Below are 25,717 nucleotides of genomic sequence, written 5' to 3'. Positions count from 1 at the left end.
TAACATTTAGGCACTGAATAGGGAAGCGCGACTGGAAAATCAACCCTGATTCCGCAACCACTCCATTACCGAGGATCGAACTGATTGGTCTCCACGATGGCGGGCGTCAGCGATGATCTTACGCAGTGACTGCAGATCGGCGCGCAACAGCACGCTTTTGACTGGGCCAATCGACGCCGGGCGCATGGATAAGGTCCGAATACCCATGGCTGCAAGACATAGCGCCTCAACCGGTCGCCCGGCATCCTCGCCACAGAAAGACAACGGCGTGTTCGAGATATTGCAGCGTTCGACAATCCGTTCGATGAAGGTCAGGAAGCTGACATTCAGCGTGTCATAGCGCCGGCGCACCAGCTCGTTTTCGCGGTCAGCGGCAAAAAAGAACTGTTTCAGGTCATTGCCCCCGATCGAGACGAAATCGACCTCGTCAAAGAACTTCTGCGGGGCAAAGGCGAGAGACGGCGTTTCCAGCATTGCGCCAACTTCGATCGATTCTGGCAGCACATGACCAAGGCGCTTTTCGCGTTCGATGGTCTTGTTCACTTCCCAACGTGCCTCACGGTATTCTTCGGCCTGCGCCACAAACGGGAACATGATTGTTAAAGGCCGCCCATTGGCTGCACGCATCAACGCCTGCAACTGCATCCGCATAACGCCGCGCTTGTCCAGACCAACGCGAATAGCGCGCCAGCCCAAAGCCGGGTTGGGCTCTTCGACGTGCTTCATGTAGGGCAGAACTTTGTCCGACCCGATATCCAGTGTGCGGAACACCACGCGCATGTCGCCAGCAGCATCCATGACGCGCTGATATTGTGTCACAAGCTCGGACCGCTTGGGCATCTGATTGCGGATCAGGAACTGAAGCTCGGTGCGGAACAGGCCCACACCCTCGGCCCCGGAATTGCCCAACGACGGCAGGTCGGCCATCAGGCCCGCATTCATAACCAGATTGATCCGTTCACCATCGCGCGTCACTGTCGGAGTATCGCGGATCGAGGCATAGCGTTCCTGCGCTTTGGCCTGCATTGCGATTTTATCGCGAAACGCGGAGACAACCGTATCTTCCGGACGCAATTGGACCATACCCTGATCGCCATCGACCAGAATATGATCTCCGTTCAACGCCTCGGTCGTGATGTGCCCAACGTGAACCACCAGTGGAATTGCCAGGGCGCGAGCCACAATCGTTGCGTGGCTACCGACCGAGCCTTCCTCAAGAACGATCCCTTTCAACGAGCGACCATATTCCAGCAGATCCCCTGGCCCGATATTTCGGGCAACCAGGATCGGATCGGGTGGCAGGTCGGCCCCGTTGGTGCCCCCCTGCCCGGTCAGGATACGCAGCAGCCGGTTGCTGAGGTCATCCAGATCTGCCAGCCGTTCCCGCAGATAGGGGTCGGTAACCTGCCCCATGCGCGCCCGCGCCTGCGATTGCTCTTTCTCAACCGCCGCTTCGGCGCTAAGGCCCAGGGCAATGTCCTCTTCCATCCGACGCATCCAACCTTTGGAATTGGCAAACATGCGATAGGCTTCCAGAACCTGCAATTGTTCCTTGTCACCGCCCTGCGAAATCTCAAGCATCTTGTCGACGCCCACGCGCAGCTCATCCACGGCCTCGTTCAGACGTTCACGTTCGCGGTGGGGATCGTCAGCAATCGGGTTGGTGACGACAACACGGGGTTCATGCAACCAGACATGCCCTTCGGCAGATCCTTCCTGTGCTGGTCCCCCCTCAAATTGTACCGATTGCTGGTGACGGGGTGAAAGCGCTGCGCCCTCGCCCACAAAGGCACCAAGCTCGGTCATCTCGGCCAGAACCATGGCGACCACTTCCAACGCATAGACCTCGTCAGCAGAATACACGCGCGCATCACGGGATTGCACGACCAGTACGCCCAGCTTTTCACCCAAACGTTGGATCGGCACCCCGATGAAGGACGAGAACCTTTCTTCACCGGTTTCCGGCATATACCGAAACCCTTTGGTCGAAGGCGCGTCGGCGGTGTTCACGACCTTGCCGGATTGCGCGACATGACCCACAAGCCCTTCACCCAACCGCATACGTGTCTTGTGAACCGCCTCTGGCGACAATCCCTCGGTCGCGCAAAGCTCAAGAGTGTCGGCATCCCGGAACAGATAGATCGAGCACACCTCGGCCCGGATACTGTCGGCAATCAGATGCGTGATCCGGTCAAGACGTTCCTGACCGGCGGCTTCGCTCGCCATCTCTTCGCGCAGCCGCCCCAGCAGCTTACGGGATTCTGTTTCGGTGCCTTCCGCCATATCCCACCCAAATTACGGAATCAGGCGAGACCTTGGGCTGAAATGCTCAGGCCGCCTTGTCCAATTCAAAGGCATCATGCAGTGCCTGAACAGCAAGTTCCATGTATTTCCTGTCGACGAGGACGGAAATTTTTATCTCAGAGGTTGTAATGACCTTGATGTTGATCCCCTCATCCGAGAGTATCTTGAACATCTTGGCCGCCACGCCCGACTGCGAGCGCATACCGATACCCACGACCGAGACCTTGCAGACATCCTGATCCGCGACCAGTTCGGCATAGTTTAGCTCACCCGCATCCTTGATCGCCAGTAATGCCTGTTCAGCGCGCGCCACCTGATCGGTGGGGCAGGAAAAAGTCATGTCCGTGCGCCCTTCGTCCGAGATGTTCTGCACGATCATATCGACATTCACGCCCGCATCGCTGAGCGCGGTAAAAATGATCGACGCGATGCCCGGGCGGTCAGCCACCGATACAACGGTCATCTTGGCTTCGTCGCGGGAATAGGCCACACCGGCCACAACATTGGATTCCATGATATCCTCCTCATCGCAGACCAGCGTACCGGCCTCGTCGGATTGTTCTTCAAAGCTTGAGAGAACGCGCAGTTTCACCTTATACCGCATCGCCAATTCGACCGAGCGGGTCTGCAGCACCTTTGCCCCCAGCGAGGCCAATTCCAGCATTTCCTCGAACGAAATGCGGTCCAGCTTGCGTGCCTTCTCGCAGATGCGCGGGTCGGTGGTATAGACACCGTCAACGTCCGTGTAGATGTCGCACCGCTCGGCACCGAAGGCGGCGGCAAATGCCACGGCGGTGGTGTCCGACCCACCCCGGCCCAGGGTCGTGATGCGGCCTTCGGGGCTAATGCCCTGGAACCCGGCGACAACGGCTACTTTCATTCCCTCGCCAAACTTCTGGTTCAGGTTATCAGTCGGAATTTCTTCGATCCGGGCCTGGCTGTGGGCGCTGGTGGTCATCAACGGAACCTGCCAGCCCTGCCAGCTGCGGGCCGGGACATCCATTTCCTGCAACGTCAACGCCATCAAGCCAGCGGTGATATTCTCACCCGAGGACACGACGGCATCATATTCGCGCGCATCGTATAGTGGCGATGTTTCGTCGACCCAGCCCACAAGCTCGTTTGTCTTGCCGGACATGGCCGAGACGATGACGATCACGTCATAGCCCTTTGCCACTTCGACGCCGATGCGCTTCGCTGCGCGGCGGATACGGTCAAGGTTGGCCACCGAAGTGCCGCCAAATTTCATCACGAGTAAGGGCATGGGGGCAAGTGTCTCCGCGCCTTGGATTTCTGGTCCTGTGCGTCTTATGCGAGGGGGGCCGCAAGGGCAAGAGTTCAAAACCAGTCGGATGGCCGCATCTGATCGCTTTACAACCGACCAAGAGGCTGTCAGCCTGCACCCCGCAATTATTCCCAGAGGTTTTCCATGTTCCGCGTTGCTGCAGTCTTCGCCCTTTTGTCTTCATCCGCCCTTGCGCAGGTTTCAACGCTGGCAGCAACCGACGGCAAAAATGCTTTGGGCACGGTGCCCTGTGCCAAAGCCGGTGCGGCGCTAAGCAGCTGCCACGCCGAACTGCGCCACCATGACGACGGGACCACGACCCTGGCAGTGGGACTGGGCGGCGCTGAAGTGCGCAGCATCTATTTCACGGATGGCATCCCGACCTCTAGCAGCTCACCTGCCCGGATCAGCCATGAAACGCGGGGAGACTTGACGGTGGTCTTCATCGATCCGGATGAAGTTTATGAAATCCCCACGGCAGCTTTGAAACGTCAATAAGCATGCGGCTGACCATCCCAGGTTTCAAAACACCCGGTAGTGGCGAGTGACAATGCCCCAAAGCGGTCAAGTAGCCCGTCGGCAGCCTGATCAACAGTGATCGCAGCCTGAGTGCCCCCCATATCCGTTTGCACCCAACCCGGATGATAGATACCCACGGCGACGCCATCCGCGCGCAGATCCGTCGCCAGATTGCGCCCCAGATTCAGAGCCGCCGCTTTGGACGCGCGATAGATATAGCTGCCACCGGGCGCGCGCGTATGCGACGCCATCTGGGACGACAGGATCGCAACCTTGCCTTTCGCGGCCTGAAGATTGGGCAAAAGCGCCTGCACGGTCAGAAACACACCTGTCACATTGGTTGCAAAACTCTGCGCCCACATGTCGGCCGGATAGCCGTCAATGCCGTGGCCTTTGTCCAGATAGACCCCGGCGTTGCAGATCAACAGATCAACCGGACGACCCGCAAGCCCTTGTGCCATGGCGGCTTGCTGTTTCGGATCAGTCACATCCAGTACAAGCTGCGCACTGGAATCCCGCGCGGTTCCGGTTACGTCATGCCCCTGCGCGCGATAACGATCTGCCAGAGCTTGCCCAATTCCGCGATTAGCCCCGGTGATGACTATATGCATGGGTCAGTTCGTTTTGCGGGTGGGCAGAAATGGAAGCGGCGAAACCGGCACACCGTCTTCGATCAGCGCTTTGGCCTCGTCGGGCTTGGCTTCGCCATAAATCGCGCGTTCGGGCGCATCGCCCAAATGGATCTTACGCGCCTCTTTGGCAAAATCCTTGCCGACATAGTCCGAGTTTTCCTCGACCTTGCGGCGCAGATCGGCCAACACCTTCTCGATGTCTGGCGACGGGGTCGCGACATCCACCTGTTTGCCTTGTGGTTCAGTTGTCTGAGCATTGCGGGCCGGACGAACGCGAGGGGTCATGATAGCCTTATCTACTTGCGCATCACCACACACAACGCAGGTCACCATACCTGCGGAGGCGAGTTTGTCGTAAGCGGCGGCCGATTGAAACCAACTGTCAAATGTATGGTCGCGGCTGCATTTCAGCGAATATTGAATCATGGTCCGTCCATTTTCCGGTAGGCAAATAGATACCGACAGACATGGCAAGATCAAGCCCTTCGCAAGGCGAGTCAGTGTAGAATCGGGCCAAGACGGCGTAACAAAAGGGACAGTTCCCGCGATTTCACCAGAGAGGCCGCTTTTTTGGGCGAAACCCACTTTCGCTTTCGTTGGGCCCGTTCAGGAAATTCAGGCGCAATCGACGTAACATAGAGGGGAAAGACATCCACCAGACACAATACGGGGTTCGTACTGGAGCGGGGTTTCACATATGAGAAACGGCCCATGGGATTGTTTGCGCAATTGCCTTTAACCCCAGCCTCTTCCCAAGCTTCTCGTCTGGCGGTTTGCGACGGTGTCATATCCTCGATCAGCCAGCCCTTCGGTATGATCCAGCGCTTGGATTTGCGCGTTGTGATCAGCAAAACCCTGAGCTTTCCGTGTTTGATGCGATAGCACAGGGCCGCCGATTGATGCTTAAGCCGCAGGTGCTGTTCGCTTCCCTGCAGACACGTCGGTTGCCTCGCACCGATCACGCCGCACCACCTTTCAAACTGCTTTCATCCTCAATCGCCGACCTTTGAGGTTTTTATACATTTAGCGGCCGGCTGGGGTCAGAATACCATATGGTGCGGTTTCTTCCAAGCATTTAGGTCGGTCTCAAACGCGGGCAGCCAGCTTCCGAACCAGATCTTCATGCGGGATATCGGCATCGATTGCCAGTCGCCGCAACCCGAAGTGAACGCGCGCCACCTGTTGATAATATCGGGTGTAGACATAGTTTGTTCCACCACCTGCGATCGCACCCAGAACCGGTATCGATTGCGCCGCCAGCTTCTGGCCCAGTACAATGGACAGACGCGGCGCTACCGCTGAAATTAGCTTTTGCATCGCTGGGCCAGTCAACGTCAGGCGGACCGAAAAGAAGCCCAGATCTGCGCCATCGTCAAAAGACAGTGGTCCGGCTGCAGACAGGACCCGAACGCAATCAAATTTGACGCCTTCCTCGGACGGATCGAACCCTTCGCGGAACGCCGCACCCTGAATGGCACGCAATAGCATGGCCGTTGTTGCAGGCAATTCCATCAGGGCAGTCGACACGCCACCCATGCCACCGGCCGCCCCCATCGCCGTTGCGACAGCCGTGTTCACCCATGGCTTTTGATCCGGAATGGCACGACGCGAACCCTCGGCTGCGTGCATCGCTAGCCAAAGCGCCTGTTCCGTGGCCCCTGTCAGCCCCTCCCGCACAGATACAGGAAGTTGTTCCAGTAAGGATTCTGCCGAACCTCCCAAACTGTTCAACAGTTTAACGCCGGGACCTCCGGCGGTTCTGTAATACTTGGCCAACCGATCCAATTCGGCATCGGTATCCAGCTTTTCGACTAGAAGCACGTCCTGCATATAAGCCCTCCTGACGTTAAACATCGGGGCTGAACGGCAGGGTTTCAATAGCTCAGCGGGTCCAGCGTGTGACCGCGCCACGCACATTCAACCATTCACCGGGGCTCAATTCCGCGCCTAAGACCCGGTCTGGGTTTGTTGGCGGCGGCATTTCCACACCGGAAAGTCGTGTGAACCCGAAACGCGCATAATAAGGCGCATCGCCCACCAGCATCGCCCTTTGCCAGCCTATTTCGCGACCGGCCTCAAGCCCCTGATGGATCAGGAACCCCCCCAGACCTTCGCCCTGATGGGTCGGGTGCACGGCCACGGGGCCCAGCAACAAAGCGTCGTGATCGCCCACATGCACGGGCCAGAAACGGATCGCCCCGGCCAGAATGCCCTGCCCGTCGCGCGCAACAAGCGAAAGGCCCGACACGGGCGGAACATCATCGCGCAGACGATACGAGGACAGCGCCTCACGCCCCGGCGCAAAGCACAGGTCGTAAAGTGCCTCGACCTCCCACCAATCATCCGGCTCCTCCGGCCTGATCACGAACTGCTGCACCCCTGCCCTCTTTTCCTAGCTGGCAATCGCCCTAGCACTTCGGTACGCCTTGGGCAAACGCTTGGAGATCTTATGTTCTATCGCCCCGAAGACGGCCACGGCCTGCCGCACAATCCGTTCAACGCCATTATCACGCCACGACCGATCGGCTGGATTTCCACGCGTGACACAGATGGGATCAACAATCTGGCTCCGTATTCGTTTTTCAACGGCGTTGCTTACACCCCGCCGCAGGTGATGTTTGCTTCAACCGGAACCAAACACGATCAGGACGGCACAAAAGACAGTCTTGCCAATATCAAGGCAACGGGGGTGTTTTGTGTAAACGTCGTGGCCCACGCACATCGCGACGCGATGAATGCCAGCTCAGCAGGCTTGCCGAAACATGTCGACGAATTTGGCCATGCAGGCCTGACACCCTTGGAATGCGAAACCATCCCATGCGCCCGGATCGAAGGGGCTCCGGCAGCGCTGGAATGCAAGCTAACCCAGATCGTGTCCCTTCCGGGCGAGGCCAATCGGGTAGTGTTCGGAGAAGTAACCGGCGTACATCTGCGCGACGATTGCCTGAAGGATGGCATGTTCGACGTCACAACATTCCAGCCGCTGGCAAGGCTTGGGTACCGGGACTATTCAGTGGTCACCGAGCTGTTCAGCCTTTCACGACCGGATGACTAATGCCGCTTCCAGACCCCTTACGCAGATACCCGATCACGCTCCCTGATGGCTCTGATCACAAGGGCACGGTTTTCCTGTCTGAAGCGATTGACCATCCCAGGTTTAAGGTCGGAGCTTTCAGCTATGCTTCGGACTTCGATGCGCCCGAGGATTGGGCGCAACGACTTGCTCCGTACCTGTTTCCGTTTTCGCAAGAAAAGCTAATGCTGGGGAAGTTCTGCCAGATCGCCCATGGCGTACGTTTCCTCACATCATCGGCCAATCATTCAATGGATGGATTGACGTGCTTTCCGTTTCCAGTGTTTGACCCGGACGGAATGACCGGATTTCAGCCGGACACGCGCGACACTCTCATCGGCCACGATGTCTGGATTGGCTATGGTGCAATGATCTTGCCCGGTGCGCAGATCGGTTCGGGGGCAATTATTGGTGCCGGGTCTGTTGTTCGCGGAAACGTACCGCCCTATGCGATCATTACCGGAAACCCTGCCGAAGTGCGGCGGTTCCGGTTCGAAAAGGACACCATCGATCGGCTTTTAACACTGAACTGGTGGGATTGGCCCGCCGAGAAGATCGCCGAAGCCGAAGAGGCGCTTCTGTCTGGTAATATTGAAGAATTGGAACGGATTGCTCCAAAGTAAAAGGCGGCCGAAGTGGCCGCCTTTTACAATCAATGCCCGCCCAGCACACCCGTGCGGACCGAGTAATCGACGGCCAGTTCGTAGTCCGGGTCATCGTCGCTATCGACCATAAGGTGGCCGGCCTTGTTCAGCAGTTTGTGACAATCCCGGCTGAGGTGGCGCAGCATGACGCGTTTGCCCGCAGCCTCGTATTTTCCAGCGATGTTCTCGATGGCCTGCAGCGCGGATTGGTCCACGACGCGGCTTTCGGCAAAGTCGACGATTACGGTGTCAGGGTCATTCTGAACATCGAACAGCTCGGTAAAACCATCGGATGAGCCAAAGAAAAGCGGCCCCTGAATTTCATAGACCTTTGCACCTTCTTCCGTGGCAGACTCACGGGTGACGGCATGGATACGCTTGGCGTTGTTCCAGGCATAGGCCAGCGCTGAGACAATCACACCAACAACCACGGCAACCGCAAGGTCCTCCATCACGGTCACAACGGTCACCAAAACGATGACGAACGCATCCATCAGGGGCACTTTGCGCATGATCTTGAACGAGTTCCAGGCAAAGGTTCCGATCACCACCATGAACATCACACCCACCAGCGCGGCCAGTGGAATCTGCTCAATCAGGGGTGAGGCGAACAGGATGAAGATCAACAGGAACAGCGCCGCAGCGATCCCAGCAATGCGTGTACGACCGCCCGATTTTACGTTGATCATCGACTGACCGATCATCGCACAACCGCCCATGCCGCCGAAGAATCCAGTCGCTACATTGGACACACCTTGCGCGATACACTCTTGCGACGCGCCGCCGCGCTTTCCAGTAATCTCACCAACAAGGTTCAGGGTCAGCAGAGATTCAATCAAACCGATTGCGGCCAGAATGACGGCGTAAGGCAAGATGATCTCAAAGGTTTCCCAGTTCAGCGGCACCATCGGGATGTGGAATGCGGGCAGACCGCCCTCGATTGAGGCCAGATCGCCGACGCGCGGCACATCAAGACCAAAGCCAATCACCAGCGCGGCAACGACAAAGATACCGGCCAATGGCGCGGGCACGATCCGTGTGATCCGCGGCGTGACCCAGATCACGGCCATCGTCAGGGCGACCAGACCCAGCATCGTATACATCTGCAGACCCGAAAGCCATTCGCCACCACTTAGGCCGTGACCGGTGTTTTCCATGGTGCCCGGAACCTTGAACTGGCCCATCTGGGCCAGAAAAATCACGATAGCCAGACCATTCACAAAGCCCAGCATCACCGGATGCGGCACCAATCGGATGAACCGGCCCCAATGCATCGCGCCTGCAATGACCTGCAAAATGCCCATTAGAACCACCGTGGCGAACAGGTATTCCACCCCGTGTTCTGCCACCAACGCCACCATCACAACGGCCAGAGCACCGGTCGCGCCGGAGATCATGCCCGGCCGACCGCCAATCAGCGCCGTGATCAAACCGACCATGAACGCCGCATACAGTCCGACCAACGGGTGCACACCTGCGACAAAGGCAAATGCTACTGCTTCGGGCACAAGAGCCAACGCAACGGTCAGGCCCGACAACAGCTCAATCCGCAAGCGTGAGACCGTCAGCCCCTCATCCGGCATCCAGCGGAGATCAGGTTTGGCTATACGATTGGCAAAGCTTGCCAGCATGGCTCGGGGCATGAGACGTCCTGTGGGGTTGTTTGTTCGCGCGAAAGATGCCTTTTACCTGTCATACCTGACATTAGATACTGCACCCAGCGGGACCCTGATATGCGTAAACCGCATAGCTAGCAAGCAAGTTACACAAACCCTTGAAGCCACTTGCCAAACCCGCGGCTGCCACGCAGAACTCTTTCAACAGTTTTTACGGAGAGCAGCCATGACCCAAACCAAAATCGCCATCATCGGCGGATCAGGCATTTACGACATCGACGGTTTGGAAAATGCGGAATGGGTCACGGTCGAAACGCCATGGGGCGATCCTTCGGATCAGATCCTGACGGGATCACTGAATGGCGTTGAGATGGCGTTCCTTCCCCGTCACGGGCGTGGTCACGTACATTCCCCGACTGACGTTCCTTACCGCGCCAATATTGACGCGCTGAAACGGCTTGGCGTGACGGATGTGATCTCAGTTTCGGCCTGCGGGTCGTTTCGCGAGCATATGGCGCCGGGCGATTTCGTGATCGTCGATCAGTTCATCGACCGGACGTTTGCGCGGGAGAAAAGCTTTTTTGGCACCGGCTGCGTGGCCCATGTCAGCGTTGCGCACCCCACCTGCCCGCGCCTCTCGGATGCCTGTGAATCTGCCGGCAAGGCAGCAGGCATCACCATCCATCGCGGCGGCACCTATCTGGCAATGGAGGGGCCACAGTTCTCGACATTGGCGGAATCCAAGATGTACCGCGAACACTGGGGCTGCGACGTAATCGGCATGACTAACATGCCCGAGGCCAAACTCGCTCGCGAGGCCGAGCTTTGCTATGCCTCGATCGCGATGGTCACCGATTACGACAGCTGGCATCCGGACCACGGCGAGGTGGACGTCACCGCCATCATCGCCACGCTGACCGGCAATGCCGAAAAAGGCCGTGCGCTTGTCAAAGGTCTGCCCGATCTGCTGGGCGCTGACCGCGCGCCCTGCCCTCATGGCTGCGACCGGGCTTTGGAATATGCCATCCTGACCGCACCGGAGAAACGTGATCCCACCGTGTTGGCAAAACTGGATGCTGTTGCTGGTCGGATTCTCTGACTGGCAACCTTAGTTGGCTGGCAAAGACTGTTGAACCTGATCCCACAACCCATGCGACCAGAGGTCGTTGTGTGTGCCGTCCGGGATAACATAGATCTGCGCGGTATCCCCAGACATCGCGGCCAGTTCTTCACCATGATGCAGCGGGACCGTTTCATCCTGGGTCCCGTGGAAGATCAAAGTCGGAACGGTCACGTTCCCGATCAAATCACGGGTCGCGAACTTATCCCGCATCAGGGCATGCACGGGTAGCCAGGGATACCTTTCCGCCGCGACGTCCACCGTGGCCGTAAAGGGTGCCTCAAGCACCAGCAGCTGTGCATTTGGGCGCTGTTCGGCCACCGCGGTTGCAACGGCTGTTCCAAGACTTTGGCCGTGCAACACAACGTCCGCGCCTTGGCGATCCAGCTGGTCATACATCTGGATGCCGTCGGAAATCAGCGCCATCTCGGACGGTTCGCCCTCGCTGCCCGGATATCCGCGATAGCTCGGGGCCAACAGGCCGAAGCCACTGTTGAGGATCTCTCTCATCCGATCGGCCCGGTCGCCCAGGTTGCCCGATTGGCCATGAAAGAACAAAACCGTCGGCGCATCATCGGTCGCGGGCGGGGCGGACCACGCGGTCAGCGTAACGCCATCGGACATTGTGAAGGAAACGGACTCCACATCAGCCAACCCTACCGTGTTGGGCGCTGGTAATTCTCCATCTGGTTTGAACAAAAGCGATTGCTGGTTCACATACATGTACCCCACGATGCCCGCATAGATCACCGCGAGGACCGGAACCAAAAGGATCAGCGCGCCCTTTACGTGGGCAAGCCGCGAGTGGCTGGTTTCAGGTGCCGCGTTCACGCGTGTTTGATCTGTTTGAACCATCGGCCTCTCCGAAGTGTTGCGTCCGCTCCAAGGTCGGTGGCCCAAGGAACCGTTTCAAGCCGCGCGGGTTACACTTAATCCAATCTTAAAACTTGTTGCCGCGTTGCACAGCCCTGGCTCTTTTTTGCCCTTCATCTTGAAAAATCGCCTGTACTGCACCGATCTGTGGTTCGCACGGCACCGTCAAAACGCCGGCGAAACAGAGGGATAGCATGAAGCGACTTGAGGCATTGGACGCAGCCCGATTTCTGGCGTTTTGCGGAATGGTTCTGGTGAATTTCCGCATTGCCGCTCAGGTCGCCCCTGGCAATGACTGGGCCTCGACACTGATCGATTTGCTTGAAGGCCGCGCGGCCGCTTTGTTCGTCATCCTGGCCGGCATCGGAATTGGGTTATCCTCTGTTTCAACGTCGGTGCTGCTACGGCGCGCGGTGTTTCTGTTCGCGCTCGGCCTGATCAACATGACCGTATTTGACGCCGATATCCTGCATTTCTACGCCGTGTACTTCGTTGTTGGCGCTGCTTTCCTGACGGCACCAACCCGTGCATTGTGGTTGGGTTCAGTTGGGGTGGTGGCGCTGGCTGTCCTCGCCGTCATGATTTTCAACTACGACCTTGGCTGGGACTGGGAAACGCTGACATACACCGACCTTTGGACCCTGCCCGGTTTTTTGCGTAACCTGTTTTTCAACGGCTGGCACCCGGTCCTTCCCTGGGCGGCGTTCCTGTTGATCGGAATGGCTATTGGACGATCCGAACTGCACACGATCTGCATTCAACACAGGCTGATCATGTGGGGGTTCGGAGCTGCCGTATTTGCCCTGTTTCCGCAAATGTTGGCCTCGGACCCTGATCTGGTGATCTATCTGGGAACCGCGTCCATCCCACCGGGACCGTTCTACATTATTGCCGGAACCGGCTCGGCTTGCGTGGTGATCGGATTGCTGTTGAAGCTGTGGCCCAAGATCGAAAGGTTGCACATCAGCCCCGCCCTGACCGCGCCCGGCCGGCAAAGCCTGACGCTTTATATGGCCCACATCCTGATCGGCATGGGCATACTGGAGGAGGCCGGGTTGCTGAATGGTTCACTGAACGCCCCACAGATCGCGAGTTACGCTATTGCGTTCTGTGCCGCGGCCTCGATCTTTGCCCTATTGTGGTCCCGCAAATTCAATCGCGGCCCGCTCGAGGCGCTGATGCGTCTGACAACGCAACCACGCAGGGCTTGACCTTGCGCGCTGGTCCGGGCTTGCTGCGGGAAACGTATTCACAGGATTTCCGATGTCCCTTGACCTTTGGCTCGCCTTTGTCGCTGCATCCACCGCCCTACTATTGATCCCAGGCCCGACGGTCCTGCTGGTTCTCAGCTATGCCCTGTCCAAGGGGCGCAGCGTGGCTGTCGCCTCGGCGACGGGTGTAGCTGTTGGAGATCTGGTGGCTATGACGGCCTCTCTTTTGGGGCTTGGCGCGCTGGTCCTGGCCTCGGCTACCCTGTTCACGGCCCTCAAATGGGTCGGTGCCGCCTATTTGGTCTGGCTGGGGATCAAACTGTTACGCAGCGCACCATCAGGCGGGCTTGAGACTGTGGACACCGGGCGCAATGTCACCGCACACAGCGTTTTTGGCCATGCTGCCGCCGTCACCGCGTTGAACCCGAAATCTATCGCGTTTTTTATCGCTTTCGTTCCTCAGTTTCTGCGCCCGGCTGACCCGCTCGGACCGCAATTTGCTATCCTGATCGCAACCTTCGTGGGTCTGGCATGGCTGAATTCGCTGGCATACGCCCTGTTGGCGGACCACCTGCGCCAGATGATCAGCCGTTCAGGCGTCATCACCGCTATGACCCGGTTCGGAGGGCTGGCATTAATCGGGATGGGTGTGGCCACGGCTGTCCTGCGCCGCCCGGCCTGAGGGCTCAGCCCTCAGCGTGTTCCTTCATGAAACCGCGAATGAACCGCCGGATTTCTCGCGCGGCCGAAGTGTCCAACTCTTTGCAAAGCTGAACAAACTCGTCCCGTTCATCCTTGTCCAGCCGCAGGACCAACTGACTGTTTTTCTTGGTTGAAATCTTACTGTCTTTCGTTCTCACGCGTCCCATTCCCATCAAAATCCCAGACCTACAAGATAGTCTTTGTATATACTTCGCATAGAATTTGTATTTCACGAGCACCTAACAACAAAAGAAGATTATGGCAACGAACCTTCATGTCGCTCTGGCGGTTTTTTCTAAAGATCAGGGCAAGGGGCACAAACCATATCTGACGCGGCCGGTCGATGCACTGTATCGCGACTACCGCCAGTCGAAACGCCGCACGCCTGGGGCGGCAATCTTTCCTTGCATGACTCACATCAATGGGCCAAACAGCCCAGCGTGTTTTGACGCCAGAGGGGATGGCCATGTCCAGAAACAAGTCGGTCAAAGATTACATTCGGACCATCGTGGATTTCCCACATGAAGGGATCATGTTCCGGGACGTCACGACCCTGTTCGCGGATCCGCGCGGATTCCGCATGGCGATTGATCAAATGCTGCACCCCTATGCCGGTGAGCGCATCGACAAGGTTGTTGGCCTTGAGGCGCGCGGCTTTATCCTGGGCGGAGCTATCGCGCACCAGCTAAGCGTCGGTTTCGTGCCCATCCGTAAAAAGGGCAAGCTGCCGGGAACCACGATCAGCCAGGACTACAAGCTTGAATACGGCGAGGCGATTGTCGAAATCCACGACGACGCCATCCAGCCGGGTGAAAAAATCCTTGTCGTCGATGATCTGCTGGCGACAGGTGGTACCGCTGCCGCGGGCATCAAACTGATCGAACGTTTGGGGGGCGAGATCGTCTCATGCTCGTTCATTATCGATCTGCCAGAGTTAGGCGGGCGCAAGGCATTGGAAGACATGGGGATGGATGTCCACGTCCTGTGCGAATTCGAAGGCCTCTGACGTCCCGTGCAATCACAAATTCGTGATTGGAAACCTGGAACCGCGCTGGCTTAGCGCGGTTTTTTATTGGATCAACCCGAACTTATCGGCACAAACAGTGATCTCATTTCAGTGATGCAGCGTACCCCGATTGATGCCACCAAGGGCATTCCAACCAGGGAAATCATACCATGTTTCGCAATCTCGCAATTGCCGGTGTCGCAAGCCTATTCGTATCAACTGCGGCATATGCTGATGGCCATTCCAAAGATATCGTCGACACCGCCGTCGGCGCAGGCAGCTTTGAAACCCTCGTCGCAGCCGTTCAGGCCGCAGAACTGGTTGATACGCTGAAAGGCGAAGGTCCGTTCACCGTTTTCGCTCCCACGGATGAGGCGTTTGCCGCCCTTCCCGAAGGCACAGTCGAAACCCTTCTGAAGCCCGAGAACAAGGATCAGCTGGTTGCAATCCTGACCTATCATGTGGTGCCCGGAAAAGTGATGTCAGGCGATCTGTCCGATGACATGACGGCCGCGACCGTTCAGGGTGGAGAAATCAAGATCGACCTGGACAACGGCGTGATGGTCAACGACGCCAACGTTGTGCAGGCAGATATCGAGACGTCGAACGGCGTCATCCACGTGATTGATAAGGTTATTCTGCCTGGATCGTAATATCGGCGCGCGGCCCATGCGAAGTGGGTCGCGCCTACGTCTTTAGAACGGCCCCTGGATTCATGATCCCCTTTGGATCAAGGGCAGCTTTGATCGCACGCATCGCAGATAGCTTTACCGGATCGCCATAGCTCTCCAAATCATCCGTTTTCAAACGTCCTATGCCGTGCTCGGCGCTGATCGACCCACTGAACTCATGCACCAAATCATGCACCGCGCGCTTAACACTACGCCGCTGGGCATCATATTCCGCGCGGTTGTGCCCCTGCGGCGGAAACACGTTGTAGTGCAGATTGCCGTCGCCCAAATGCCCAAAGCAATTAATACGGAATGTCCCCAACGCATTCACTACCTCGGACCCACGCTGGATAAACGCTGGGATATCCGAAATCGGGACCGAGATATCATGGCTGGATACCGAACCGATCAACCGATTGGCCTCAGGGATCTGCTCACGCACCGCCCAAAGTTCCAGTCGTTGCGCTTCGCTTTGGGCTACGACCGCATCTGCTACAAGCCCGCGCGCTTCTGCAGCCTCGAACAACGCCATCAGCGCGTCTGACGGTGACGCACAGCCGGAAAGTCCCAACTCCACCAGCACCATCCAATCGGGCTGGACGTCAAAGGGCTGACGGATATCGGGCAAAACCTCGGTCAGGAACTGCAGACCCTGCTTGTGGATCAACTCAAAGGTGCTGACCCCCTCGCCCACCTGATCGCGTGCCATCGCCAGCAGATCAATGGCAGCCTCGGGCGAGGTCACCTGGAACATCGCAGTGCCGGTTTCCCCCGGACGTGGGGACAGTTTCAACGCCGCTGCGGTTATGATCCCCAGCGTACCTTCCGCTCCGATCAACAGGTTGCGCAGATCGTACCCGGTATTATCCTTACGCAAACGGCTCAGACCGTGCCAGATCTCGCCATTCGGCAAAACGGCCTCAAGCCCCAAACACAAATCACGCGCATTGCCGTAGCGCAAAACATTAACCCCGCCCGCATTCGTCGCAAGATTGCCGCCGATCCGGCACGATCCCTGTGCGGCCAGCGCAAGGGGAAACAGCCGATCCGCCTCTTCGGCAGCGGCCTGAACATCGGCCAGAATGGCACCGGCCTCAGCGATCAGAATATTCTCGGCCGGATAAACTGCCCGGATGGCGGACATCCGCTCCAAAGAAATCAGCAAAGGGGCCGGACCATCGGTCATCACCTGCCCGCCGACCAGCCCGGTCCCGCCGCCATAAGGCACGATGGGAACCGCCGCGTCCGAGGCCAACTGAACGAGCGTCGAAACTTGTTCTACCGACCTCGGCAGGGCCAGAACGCCCACATGACCCGCAAACCTGCGGCGCGGCTCTTCCAGATATCGTGCCTCAACGGGGTGCAGAACATCATCGCCCAAGGCAGAGCGGATCGACTGGGCAAAAATGTCATCGGCAGGGTTTAGTTTCATACCCTTTCCTTGCCCAAGTCGCGACGTCCCGACAAGCCTTATTCCAGTTCGATGAGGTATTGAGGTTCCAGCACCACGACCGTCGGACGATCAGGTAACGTGCGTAGAGACACGGTGATCTCAGACACATCTTTGCGCTCAACGGGGAAGTCATTGCGGATATCGACCAGAAACCGGTCCAGTGAAAAGCTGGAAAACCAGTGCATTGGAATAATGACAGAGCTTTTCAGCCGCTTCAAAACCGTGATCATTTCCGGCAACGGCATCGTCGTACCGCCATCCACGGCAGCCATCACAACATCCAAACGCCCCAGGGCGGCAAATTGTTCATCCGACGGCACGTGATGCAGATGACCCAGATGGCCTATGCACAACCCTTCAACCTCAAACACAAAGATCGAATTTCCGCGCTCTTCCACACCGCCATAAGAGGATCGGATATCGGTCGAGACATTGCGTATCAGCATCTCTCCCAGGTCAAGATAGTGTTCGATCCCCTGCCCGAACTCGCCCCACCCCGGCATCACATTTGGGATGGCTGGATCCGGATGGGCGGTCCAATGGGTGCCGTGGGCATGGTTCATCGTCACCACGTCCGGGATCAGATCCGCGCTGCCGATGAAACCGGTGAAGTCCGTCACTGCGTTCAACCCGCCCTGCGTCTGGATCATAAACGACGCATGAGCGATATAGCTGATCCGAACCGAATACTCCGGCACCGGATCCTGCCAGGCTGCTTTGTGAATGTATTCTATCCCCGGTGCGGCATCCGCTATGGCAATGCAATGGCTCGGCCGCCGCTCCTGCGCCACAGCCCCGCCTGCAATCATCATCAACCCTACAACAATCCACCGCATGCCCGGATTGTAGCGCAAGCGCTCGACAAGTCATGCCCCTTGTTCATCTGGCTAAAAATATCCCGGGGGAGACGCGGCTTGCCGCGGCGGGGCCAGAGCCCCCCAATGACACCGCAACGGCGCCCTACCCTGCGTCCGTCTTTCCGCGCCGGTCCGAGCGCAAGCTGGCATACAGCACATGCGTCCGCCAACGCCCGTTGATCTGCAGGTACGACTGCGCCACGCCCTCGTATTTGAAACCCGAGCTTTCCAGCAACCCGCGTGATGGTTTGTTCTCGGGCAAACACGCAGCCTCAATTCGACTGAGGTCCAGTCGGGTGAAGGCGTGATGAACGACCGCCCCAATGGCCTCGCGCATATAGCCCTGGCGGGCAAAAGACTGGCCCGTCCAATACCCCAATGTCCCTGCCTGTGCCGGGCCACGGCGCACGTTGTCCAGCGTGATGGCCCCCAACAGCACGTCATCCGTGCGGCGGAACAGAAACAAAGGGATCGCTGTTCCACCGGCCACGGAGCGCTGCGCCCAATAAACCCTGTTGGTAAAGGATTTGCGGCTCAGGTGATCCTTGGCCCAGATCGGCTCCCACGGGGTTAGGTATTCCTGTGACGCGCGCCGTAGCGCCGCCCAGTCGTTAAAGTCGGAATGCGCGGGCGGGCGCAAGCTCAGGCGCTCGGTTTCAAGTTTCAGCTTGCGTCTGCCCAACAGCATCACGCCGCACGCCTCTCCTGCAATTGCGCCAGCGTGGGTGCGCCCGAGACAGGGCCGTATAGCGCCAGCGCCGCAGGGGCCTGCACTGCCATCTGCTCGGCGAAGGCACGCACATCTTCGGTGCTGACGGCGTCAATCTTGGCCACAGCATCCTCAAGCGAGGGAACCCGGTCCCAGATCTGCACCAGACGCGCCAGACGTTCCGCCCTGTTCGACGGGCTTTCCAGCCCCATCAGCATACCGGCCTTCATCTGCGCGCGGGCGCGGGCAACCTCTTCGGCGCTCATGTCTTCGGCTGCGCGCTTCATCTCATCAATCGTTATGCTGGCCAGCTCTGCGACCTGATCCGCCGACGTTCCGGCGTAAATCGTCGTCGTGCCGGTATCGGCATAAGCTCCGGTCTGCGCAAAGATCGTGTAGCACAATCCGCGCGTTTCGCGCACTTCCTGGAACAGGCGCGAGGACATGCCGCCGCCAAGCGCCGTAGAATAAATCTGTGCGGTATAGATCGCATCGTCGCGATAGCCCGGGCTTTCCAGCGCCAGCGCGAAATGGGCTTGTTCCAGTTCTTTCTCCTGCCGCGCTTCGCCGCCAGTGAAACGGGCGGTTTCCGGGATCAGCCCCTTGCAGGGTTTAAGATGGCCAAACAACGCCTCAGCGGTTTTCATCAGCTCGTCATGATCAACGGCACCGGCAGCAGACAGGATCATCTGCTCGGGGCCATAGTGTTCAGCCACAAACCCGGACAAATCTTCGCGCGAAAACGCACTGACCCGTTCGGTCGGACCCAGAATGGTTCGACCCAGAGGCTGATCGTGATAGCTCTGTTCTTGCAACCAGTCAAAGATCACATCGTCAGGCGTGTCATAGGCCTGACCGATTTCCTGTAGGATCACACCGCGTTCAACTTCGATCTCACGCGGGTCGAAGATCGGGTTCAGAACGATGTCACCGATGACATCCATCGCCAGCGCCACATCGTCTTTGAGAACACGCGCGTAATAAGCCGTCACCTCGCGCGACGTGTAGGCGTTGATATATCCGCCCACATCCTCGATCGCCTCAGCGATTTGCAAAGCCGAACGGCGCTGGGTTCCCTTGAAAGCCATATGCTCAAGGAAATGCGCGATACCGTTCTGTTCAATCCGCTCGTGCCGCCCACCGGCGGTCACCCAAATGCCGATGGCCGCTGATTGCAACCCCGGCATATGTTCACTGACGATACGAAATCCGTTCTTCAGTTGGTCTTGTCTGACAGTCACTCAGCGATATGCCTTCTGATATGATCCTCGAGGGTGCCCAGATCGTTGGCGATGCGGGTCACCAGTTCCGGACGTTCATACAGATCAGACATGCGGGATGGAAGAGGCGGATGTTCGCCGCTTGCCTTCTCGACCGCTGCCGGGAATTTTGCAGGGTGCGCGGTGGCCAGTGTGATCATCGGAACGTCAGCCGCGCGATGTTCTTCTGCAACCTTGATGCCCACGGCGGTATGCGGGCAAACCAGTTCCGCACTATGGGTCAGAGTGGACTTGATTGTCGCCAGCGTCTCTTCTTCAGAGACACGGTCCGAGTCAAAGCTCTCGCGCAGCGCTTCCATTGCGCCCTGGCTGACATTGAAGCCGCCGTTCTTCAATTCATCCATCAACTGCGCGACAGCCCCGCCATCCTCACCATAAGCATAGTATAGCGCACGCTCAAAGTTCGAACTGACCTGAATATCCATCGACGGGCTGATCGAGGGGATGGTGTCGCCCTTGAAGTACCCCTCGCCCGACAGGCAACGATGCAGAATGTCGTTCTGGTTGGTTGCGACAACCAGACGATCAATTGGCAGGCCCATGCGCTTGGCAAGGTAGCCCGCGAAGATGTCACCGAAATTGCCGGTCGGCACCGTAAAGCTGACCTTGCGATGCGGTGCGCCGAGGCTGACAGCAGCGGAGAAGTAGTAGACAATCTGCGCCAGAACACGGGCAAAGTTGATCGAATTCACGCCAGCCAGCTTCACGCCGTCGCGGAAGTCGAAATCGTTGAACATGTCCTTTAGCGCGGCCTGACAATCGTCAAAATCGCCGTCCACCGCCAACGCATGCACGTTGCGGTCCGCAGGTGTCGTCATCTGCCGACGCTGCACTTCCGAAACTCGGCCATGCGGGAACAGGATGAACACGTCCACGGCGTCGAGCCCCCGGAACGCTTCAATCGCAGCCGATCCGGTGTCACCGCTGGTCGCGCCAACGATGGTCACACGGTCGCCACGGCGCTTCAGCGCCACCTGAAACAGTTGACCGATCAGCTGCATGGCGAAGTCTTTGAAGGCCAAGGTCGGCCCGTGGAACAGCTCCAACAGGAAGTGGTTTTCGTTCAACTGCTTTAATGGCGCGCGGGCGTCATGGCCGAAGCCTTCGTAGGCGCGGCCGATGATCTCTTTGAACTCACTCTCACCGAAAGATCCGCTGACATAGGGCCACATCACCCGGAACGCGATTTCCTCAAACGGCAGTCCGGCCAGTGCCGCGATCTCATCCTGCGTCATCACCGGGATCTCGGCAGGCAGGTACAGACCACCGTCACGAGCCAATCCGGTCAGCATCGCCTCTTCAAACGTCAGTTCGGGCGCCTGCCCGCGGGTCGAGATGTATTTCATGTCGCGTCACTCTCAGAAGGGGCGCGGCTGCGCCACAGAAAATATCCGGTCATCGCGGCCCAGACCAAAGCCAGGCCAAACCATGTTATTGCATATTGCAAGTGATCATTCGGGATACCCGTCACCGAAACAGGCAAGGGTGTGATGTTGGGGTCGGTTTGCGACCGCGCGATTAGCAGTACTGGCTCAGCCCCAAGTGCGGCGGCCAGGTTCGGAACATCACGGGCAAACCATATATTGTCGTCAATATCCGGCTCAGGCGTGTAGCCGTCAATTTCGTCCGGCCAGTGCAGATTTCCAGTGATCACCATCGGGCCGTTCAGCCTTTGATCGTGCTTCGCGGTCACAGGAACAAAGCCCCGGTCCACAAGAATTGTCCGGTCATTTGTGCTGAAAGATTGGATGATGCGATAGCCCGCCCCAACCTGTTTGACCGAGACAAGAACGTGGATCTCGCCCGGCTCCATCTCGCCTGTAATCGTAACCGGCAGATACTTGTCAGCATCCCGCGACACGGTGTCAGGCAAATCAACCGGATCGGCTGAAATCCGATTTTCGATCTCGGCTAAAACGTCTTGTTTCCACGCCAACCGCTGCATTTGCCAGACACCCAGCGACACAAGGATCGCCAGACCGGCAATGCCAAAGATCATCAAAAAGAGAATGCGGCGCATGTCAGGACCAGGTTGTGTTGTTCGAAGGCTCTGCAAGAGCCGGCGTCTTGTTAAGGGCTGCAGCCGCAGAAAGGCAACCTTGCAATTGTATGGGGCGCAATCTTGCGTCCCGAATAGAGAAAAAGCCGCCCAAAAAGGGCGGCTTTTGCAATTTGTTCGCCCGTCTGGCGCTACATCAACGGCGCCTGGCCCCAGATGTATACTGCGAAGAACAGGAACAGCCAGACAACGTCAACGAAGTGCCAGTACCAGGCAGCCGCCTCAAACCCGACGTGTTTTTCAGGCGTGAAGTCACCCTTGAGCGCCCGGATTAAGCACACTGAAAGGAAGATGGTACCGATAAGAACGTGGAAACCATGAAAGCCGGTTGCCATGAAGAAGTTCGAATAGAACTGATCACCGCCGAATTTCCAGCCTTCATGCGCCAGCAGCTCATAGTATTCAAATGCCTGCAGACCGGTGAACGCGACACCCAGAGCGATACCGATGGCCAGCCCTTGCACCAGCGCCTTGCGATCATTGCCGTGCACCAGCGCGTGGTGCGCCCAGGTGATTGCACAGCCCGACAGCAGCAGGACCAGGGTGTTGATCAGCGGCAGGTGGAACGGGTCAACCGCATGAATGTCAGGCTGGATGTATTCGGTACCGGCATAGTCGTACATCGGGTACATGCGATGTTTGAAGAACGACCAGAACCAGGCAAAGAAGAACATCACCTCGGACATAACGAACAGGATGAAGCCATAGCGCAGGCCAATGCGGACAACTGGTGTGTGATCGCCCTGGCGGCTTTCGACAACAACCTCTGACCACCATGCGAACATGGTGTAAAGAACGGCCACCAGACCGGCCCAGAACATCCACGAGGTAACCCCGTGCATCCACAGGACGGCTCCGAACAGCATCACAAAGCCGCCGATCGCGCCGATCAGAGGCCAGATCGACGGGGCCAAAATGTGATAATCATGGTTTTTTGCGTGTGCCATCAGCGTCCCTCACCTACAGGCGTTAGTTCGTTGTTATATCAGCCTGCGTCTCAAGAGCGGCAACGCCCTCGGGCAGGTCAATTTCGTAGAATGTATACGACAGTGTAATCGTATGAACATACTTAGCTTCAAGATCCTCGACCATTTCAGGGTCGACGAAAAAGGTGACCGGCATCTCAACACGTTCACCAGGTTGCAGCACCTGCTCTTCAAAGCAGAAACAGGCGATTTTCTGAAAGTACCCGCCGGCCGAATACGGTGTCACGTTATAGGACGCCTGCCCGGCAATGGGGCGGTCGGTCGGGTTGTAGGCTTCGTAAAAGGCCAGCCCGGTTTCACCAATGCGCACTTCCATCTCGCGCGCGACCGGCTTGAATTCCCATGCCATGTCTTTCGCCTTCGAGGCGTCAAAGCGGATGGTAACCTTTCGGTCCAGAATGTCTTCGGGTGCAGTCGCGGCCACACCAGTGGTTCCACCAAAACCGGTGACACGGCAGAACCAGTCATAAAACGGAACAGATGCCCAGGCCAAGCTGCCCATGACGACAACCACGCCAACGGTCTGTGCAACAGTTTTCTGAGGACCCGTCAACGCCATCAGTACTGAACTTCTTGCGTTGCCAGACTGAAATCCGTGCCCGAAACCTTGACGATCGTCAGGCCGAAGATGATCACGATAAAGGCAGCCAGCGTCAGACCGACCCCTAGGTTACGACTGAACCGGCGTTGGTGCAGTTCGTGGCTCTTACGCAGGCTCATGACCAACCTCCTAACCCATAGGGTTTCAGTAGTGCTTCGACCAGGATAGCACCGAAATGCAGGAACAGATATAGCAGCGACAGCTTGAAGAACGCGCGTTCGACCTTGAAATTGTCGGCCTCGGAATCATCCTCGTTGCGGCGCGAAATCTGCCACGCTCCGCGCAGGAACAGAGCGTTCAACACCACAGCGACGGTCAGGTAGATCGGACCGCCAATACCCGAGAATGCGGTTCCAACTGCCAGCATGGCCAGCAGCCCGGTATAGACCAGAATGTGCCAGCGCGTGGCGCGACGACCATGTGTGACGGTCAGCATCGGAACACCCGCATCGTCGTAATCCGAGCGCATGAACAGCGCCAGAGCCCAGAAATGTGGCGGGGTCCACATGAAAGTCAGGGCAAACATCAGCCACGGCTCGATCGACATCGACCCGGTTGCAGCAACCCAGCCGATAACCGGCGGAAAAGCCCCAGCAGCTCCGCCGATGACGATGTTCTGCGGCGTCGAGCGTTTCAGCCACATCGTATAGACGACAACGTAGAAAAAGATCGTGAAGGCCAGGAAAGCGCCAGCAAACCAGTTGGTCGCCAGACCCAGCATAATAACGGACAGCCCCGACAGGGCCAGCCCGATTGCCATCGCCTCACCCTCCTGGACTTTGCCGGAGGGGATCGGGCGGCCTTTGGTCCGCTTCATCACGCGGTCGATATCGGCGTCCCACCACATGTTCAAAGCGCCGGATGCGCCGCCGCCAATGGCGATGAACAGGATGGCGCAAAAGCCCACGAATGGATGAACAGGAACCGGTGCTGCAAGAAGGCCGACCAAAGCGGTAAACACGACCAGCGACATCACGCGCGGCTTCAGCAAGGCAAAGAAATCACCAAAGCTGGCCTCATCCGCGTGGGATTTGGCGCTCACTGTGCTGGCATTGATGCTTGCGTCGCTCATTTCCGGTCCTTCTGGGGCGAAAGCTGCGCGAAAAACGCGCAGCCTGCGTTACTCTTGGCGCGAGCGTTCAGCCCGCGCGGGTCATCACTTCGATGCAACCTGATAAGTTGCAGGTAGACCTGCATATTCTTCCAGCGCGCCTTGCAGCCAATGCTCATATGCTTCTTCGCTGACCACTTTGACGGTGATTGGCATGTAAGCGTGGTCCTTGCCGCACAGTTCGGAACATTGACCGAAATAGATGCCTTCTTTCTCGGCCTCGAACCACAGCTCGGCCAGTCGACCCGGAACACCATCCTGCTTTACGCCGAAGGACGGGATGGTCCACGAATGGATCACGTCTGAAGCGGTAACCTGCATGACGATGACCTTGCCAACCGGAACCACAACGGCGGTATCGGTGGCGAGCAACCATTCGTCATCGCTGTAGCCCGCATCCGCCAGTTTGGCACGCATCGCATCGTTCAGAACAAATGGGGTCACGTCAGCATCGGCTGGGCGTGCGCCTTCGTCCAGTGTGGCCGGGTGGCCCAGCAGATAGCTGTCAAAGGCGAAATCGTGATCAACGTATTCGTAGGTCCAATACCACTGGTTCCCAACGACTTTGATGGTGATGTCGCCTTCGGGGATTTCCTGCTGATTGAATAGAACCGGCAGCGAGAAGGCACCGATGAAGACCAGAATCAGGATCGGGCCAAGGGTCCAGGCAATCTCAACCGGGGTGTAGTGCGAGAATCGCGCCGGCTCAGGGTTGTTACGCGAATTGTAGCGAATGATGCAGTAGATCAGCAGACCTGCAACAAACAAGCAGATCGCGGTGATGATCACCAGAATCATATCATCCAGCCGGTGAATCCCCGAGGCCAGGCTGGTGGCAGCGGGCTGGAACCCAAGGCCGCCATCAACCGGCTTACCAATAATCTCAAGCTCCTGAGCCATTGCGGGAAGGCTGGAGAGGGCTGTCATCAACCCCGAAAGCATCAAAGCATTCTTCATTTTCTGTCCTGATCGTCTGATCTTTGCTTCTCTGGCGAAAAGGTGTGA

Annotated in this window: 29 protein-coding genes; 8 read left to right on the top strand and 21 right to left on the bottom strand. The window is 57.8% G+C overall.

What is annotated here, in order from left to right; translation table 11 throughout:
* Positions 1–39 precede the first annotated feature (39 nt).
* Both ptsP and AC2FIS_RS19520 read right to left on the bottom strand, forming a co-directional pair.
* On the bottom strand, positions 40–2,283 hold the full coding sequence (gene ptsP / locus AC2FIS_RS19525) for a phosphoenolpyruvate--protein phosphotransferase (protein WP_113790526.1): 2,244 nt from the start codon (positions 2,281–2,283) through the stop codon (positions 40–42).
* A 46-nt stretch (positions 2,284–2,329) separates the two neighbouring features.
* Positions 2,330–3,568, bottom strand: a complete 1,239-nt coding sequence (locus AC2FIS_RS19520) for an aspartate kinase (protein WP_058272246.1) — start codon at positions 3,566–3,568, stop codon at positions 2,330–2,332.
* 165 nt (positions 3,569–3,733) lie between these two features.
* On the opposite strand from AC2FIS_RS19520, the gene AC2FIS_RS19515 reads away from it, so the two are divergent.
* Entirely contained in the window at positions 3,734–4,087 is a 354-nt protein-coding gene (locus AC2FIS_RS19515) for a hypothetical protein (protein ID WP_496775003.1), read from the top strand.
* On the opposite strand, the gene AC2FIS_RS19510 is transcribed toward AC2FIS_RS19515, so the two are convergent.
* From AC2FIS_RS19510 to AC2FIS_RS19490, 5 genes are all read right to left on the bottom strand, one after another.
* Positions 4,081–4,719, bottom strand: coding sequence for an SDR family NAD(P)-dependent oxidoreductase (locus AC2FIS_RS19510; RefSeq protein ID WP_496775002.1), 639 nt, complete (start codon positions 4,717–4,719; stop codon positions 4,081–4,083). The genes AC2FIS_RS19515 and AC2FIS_RS19510 overlap by 7 nt on opposite strands.
* A gap of 3 nt (positions 4,720–4,722) precedes the next feature.
* Complete coding sequence (locus AC2FIS_RS19505; protein ID WP_496768167.1) at positions 4,723–5,166, bottom strand: DUF1178 family protein; 444 nt, start codon at positions 5,164–5,166, stop codon at positions 4,723–4,725.
* Positions 5,167–5,237: 71 nt separating this feature from the next.
* Positions 5,238–5,702, bottom strand: a complete 465-nt coding sequence (locus tag AC2FIS_RS19500; protein WP_496775001.1) for an NUDIX hydrolase — start codon at positions 5,700–5,702, stop codon at positions 5,238–5,240.
* Positions 5,703–5,826: 124 nt separating this feature from the next.
* On the bottom strand, positions 5,827–6,570 hold the full coding sequence (locus tag AC2FIS_RS19495) for an EcsC family protein (protein ID WP_496775000.1): 744 nt from the start codon (positions 6,568–6,570) through the stop codon (positions 5,827–5,829).
* 52 nt (positions 6,571–6,622) lie between these two features.
* Positions 6,623–7,117, bottom strand: coding sequence for a GNAT family N-acetyltransferase (locus AC2FIS_RS19490; protein ID WP_496774999.1), 495 nt, complete (start codon positions 7,115–7,117; stop codon positions 6,623–6,625).
* A 72-nt stretch (positions 7,118–7,189) separates the two neighbouring features.
* On the opposite strand from AC2FIS_RS19490, the gene AC2FIS_RS19485 reads away from it, so the two are divergent.
* The gene (locus AC2FIS_RS19485; protein WP_108861743.1) at positions 7,190–7,795 is read left to right on the top strand and encodes a flavin reductase family protein; all 606 of its coding nucleotides are present in this window, start codon (positions 7,190–7,192) and stop codon (positions 7,793–7,795) included.
* A complete protein-coding gene (locus AC2FIS_RS19480) occupies positions 7,795–8,436 on the top strand; it encodes a CatB-related O-acetyltransferase (RefSeq protein ID WP_496774998.1) in 642 nt (213 codons plus the stop codon). The genes AC2FIS_RS19485 and AC2FIS_RS19480 overlap by 1 nt, the downstream gene beginning before the upstream one ends.
* Positions 8,437–8,465: 29 nt before the next feature.
* Here the strand turns inward: AC2FIS_RS19480 and AC2FIS_RS19475 are convergent, their stop codons facing one another.
* Positions 8,466–10,100 (bottom strand): SulP family inorganic anion transporter, encoded by a 1,635-nt coding sequence (locus AC2FIS_RS19475; protein ID WP_108861741.1) that lies wholly within the window; start codon positions 10,098–10,100, stop codon positions 8,466–8,468.
* Between the two features lie 199 nt (positions 10,101–10,299).
* Between AC2FIS_RS19475 and AC2FIS_RS19470 the strand changes: the two genes are divergently transcribed.
* Entirely contained in the window at positions 10,300–11,172 is an 873-nt protein-coding gene (locus AC2FIS_RS19470) for an S-methyl-5'-thioadenosine phosphorylase (protein ID WP_496774997.1), read from the top strand.
* 9 nt (positions 11,173–11,181) lie between these two features.
* On the opposite strand, the gene AC2FIS_RS19465 is transcribed toward AC2FIS_RS19470, so the two are convergent.
* Positions 11,182–12,048: an alpha/beta hydrolase gene (locus AC2FIS_RS19465; protein WP_496774996.1), complete on the bottom strand. Its 867-nt coding sequence runs from the start codon at positions 12,046–12,048 to the stop codon at positions 11,182–11,184.
* A gap of 212 nt (positions 12,049–12,260) precedes the next feature.
* On the opposite strand from AC2FIS_RS19465, the gene AC2FIS_RS19460 reads away from it, so the two are divergent.
* Complete coding sequence (locus AC2FIS_RS19460) at positions 12,261–13,277, top strand: DUF418 domain-containing protein (RefSeq protein ID WP_496774995.1); 1,017 nt, start codon at positions 12,261–12,263, stop codon at positions 13,275–13,277.
* Between the two features lie 52 nt (positions 13,278–13,329).
* Positions 13,330–13,959 carry a LysE family translocator gene (locus AC2FIS_RS19455; protein WP_496774994.1) on the top strand — a complete coding sequence of 210 codons (630 nt, stop codon included), beginning with the start codon at positions 13,330–13,332 and terminating at the stop codon, positions 13,957–13,959.
* Positions 13,960–13,963: 4 nt separating this feature from the next.
* On the opposite strand, the gene AC2FIS_RS19450 is transcribed toward AC2FIS_RS19455, so the two are convergent.
* The gene (locus AC2FIS_RS19450; protein ID WP_496774993.1) at positions 13,964–14,146 is read right to left on the bottom strand and encodes a hypothetical protein; all 183 of its coding nucleotides are present in this window, start codon (positions 14,144–14,146) and stop codon (positions 13,964–13,966) included.
* A gap of 299 nt (positions 14,147–14,445) precedes the next feature.
* On the opposite strand from AC2FIS_RS19450, the gene AC2FIS_RS19445 reads away from it, so the two are divergent.
* Together AC2FIS_RS19445 and AC2FIS_RS19440 are read left to right on the top strand one after the other, a co-directional pair.
* A complete protein-coding gene (locus AC2FIS_RS19445) occupies positions 14,446–14,985 on the top strand; it encodes an adenine phosphoribosyltransferase (RefSeq protein ID WP_058272309.1) in 540 nt (179 codons plus the stop codon).
* A 170-nt stretch (positions 14,986–15,155) separates the two neighbouring features.
* A complete protein-coding gene (locus AC2FIS_RS19440) occupies positions 15,156–15,638 on the top strand; it encodes a fasciclin domain-containing protein (RefSeq protein ID WP_496722704.1) in 483 nt (160 codons plus the stop codon).
* A gap of 34 nt (positions 15,639–15,672) precedes the next feature.
* On the opposite strand, the gene AC2FIS_RS19435 is transcribed toward AC2FIS_RS19440, so the two are convergent.
* The 11 genes from AC2FIS_RS19435 to coxB form a co-directional block, all read right to left on the bottom strand.
* Complete coding sequence (locus AC2FIS_RS19435) at positions 15,673–17,088, bottom strand: FAD-binding oxidoreductase (protein ID WP_496774992.1); 1,416 nt, start codon at positions 17,086–17,088, stop codon at positions 15,673–15,675.
* 38 nt (positions 17,089–17,126) lie between these two features.
* Positions 17,127–17,945, bottom strand: coding sequence for an MBL fold metallo-hydrolase (locus AC2FIS_RS19430; protein WP_496774991.1), 819 nt, complete (start codon positions 17,943–17,945; stop codon positions 17,127–17,129).
* Between the two features lie 124 nt (positions 17,946–18,069).
* On the bottom strand, positions 18,070–18,654 hold the full coding sequence (locus AC2FIS_RS19425; protein WP_496722699.1) for a GNAT family N-acetyltransferase: 585 nt from the start codon (positions 18,652–18,654) through the stop codon (positions 18,070–18,072).
* On the bottom strand, positions 18,654–19,916 hold the full coding sequence (locus AC2FIS_RS19420; RefSeq protein WP_496774990.1) for a M16 family metallopeptidase: 1,263 nt from the start codon (positions 19,914–19,916) through the stop codon (positions 18,654–18,656). Before AC2FIS_RS19420 ends, AC2FIS_RS19425 begins: the two co-directional genes overlap by 1 nt.
* Positions 19,913–21,301 (bottom strand): threonine synthase, encoded by a 1,389-nt coding sequence (thrC, locus tag AC2FIS_RS19415; RefSeq protein ID WP_496774989.1) that lies wholly within the window; start codon positions 21,299–21,301, stop codon positions 19,913–19,915. The genes AC2FIS_RS19420 and thrC overlap by 4 nt, the downstream gene beginning before the upstream one ends.
* The gene (locus AC2FIS_RS19410; protein WP_496774988.1) at positions 21,298–21,975 is read right to left on the bottom strand and encodes an SURF1 family protein; all 678 of its coding nucleotides are present in this window, start codon (positions 21,973–21,975) and stop codon (positions 21,298–21,300) included. Before AC2FIS_RS19410 ends, thrC begins: the two co-directional genes overlap by 4 nt.
* 170 nt (positions 21,976–22,145) lie before the next feature.
* Positions 22,146–22,961 (bottom strand): cytochrome c oxidase subunit 3, encoded by an 816-nt coding sequence (locus tag AC2FIS_RS19405; RefSeq protein WP_058272267.1) that lies wholly within the window; start codon positions 22,959–22,961, stop codon positions 22,146–22,148.
* 22 nt (positions 22,962–22,983) lie between these two features.
* Positions 22,984–23,559 (bottom strand): cytochrome c oxidase assembly protein, encoded by a 576-nt coding sequence (locus AC2FIS_RS19400; protein WP_496774987.1) that lies wholly within the window; start codon positions 23,557–23,559, stop codon positions 22,984–22,986.
* The gene (locus tag AC2FIS_RS19395) at positions 23,559–23,720 is read right to left on the bottom strand and encodes a cytochrome c oxidase system small membrane protein (RefSeq protein ID WP_199528566.1); all 162 of its coding nucleotides are present in this window, start codon (positions 23,718–23,720) and stop codon (positions 23,559–23,561) included. Before AC2FIS_RS19395 ends, AC2FIS_RS19400 begins: the two co-directional genes overlap by 1 nt.
* Positions 23,717–24,673, bottom strand: coding sequence for a heme o synthase (gene cyoE, locus AC2FIS_RS19390; RefSeq protein WP_496707188.1), 957 nt, complete (start codon positions 24,671–24,673; stop codon positions 23,717–23,719). The genes AC2FIS_RS19395 and cyoE overlap by 4 nt, the downstream gene beginning before the upstream one ends.
* Before the next feature lie 84 nt (positions 24,674–24,757).
* Complete coding sequence (gene coxB / locus AC2FIS_RS19385) at positions 24,758–25,669, bottom strand: cytochrome c oxidase subunit II (protein WP_496774986.1); 912 nt, start codon at positions 25,667–25,669, stop codon at positions 24,758–24,760.
* Positions 25,670–25,717 lie beyond the last annotated feature (48 nt).

This window comes from Ruegeria sp. CDSB113 (assembly GCF_059611045.1).
The sequence above is the reverse complement of the archived record's forward strand: the minus strand, read 5'-3'. Positions and strand labels throughout refer to the sequence as shown.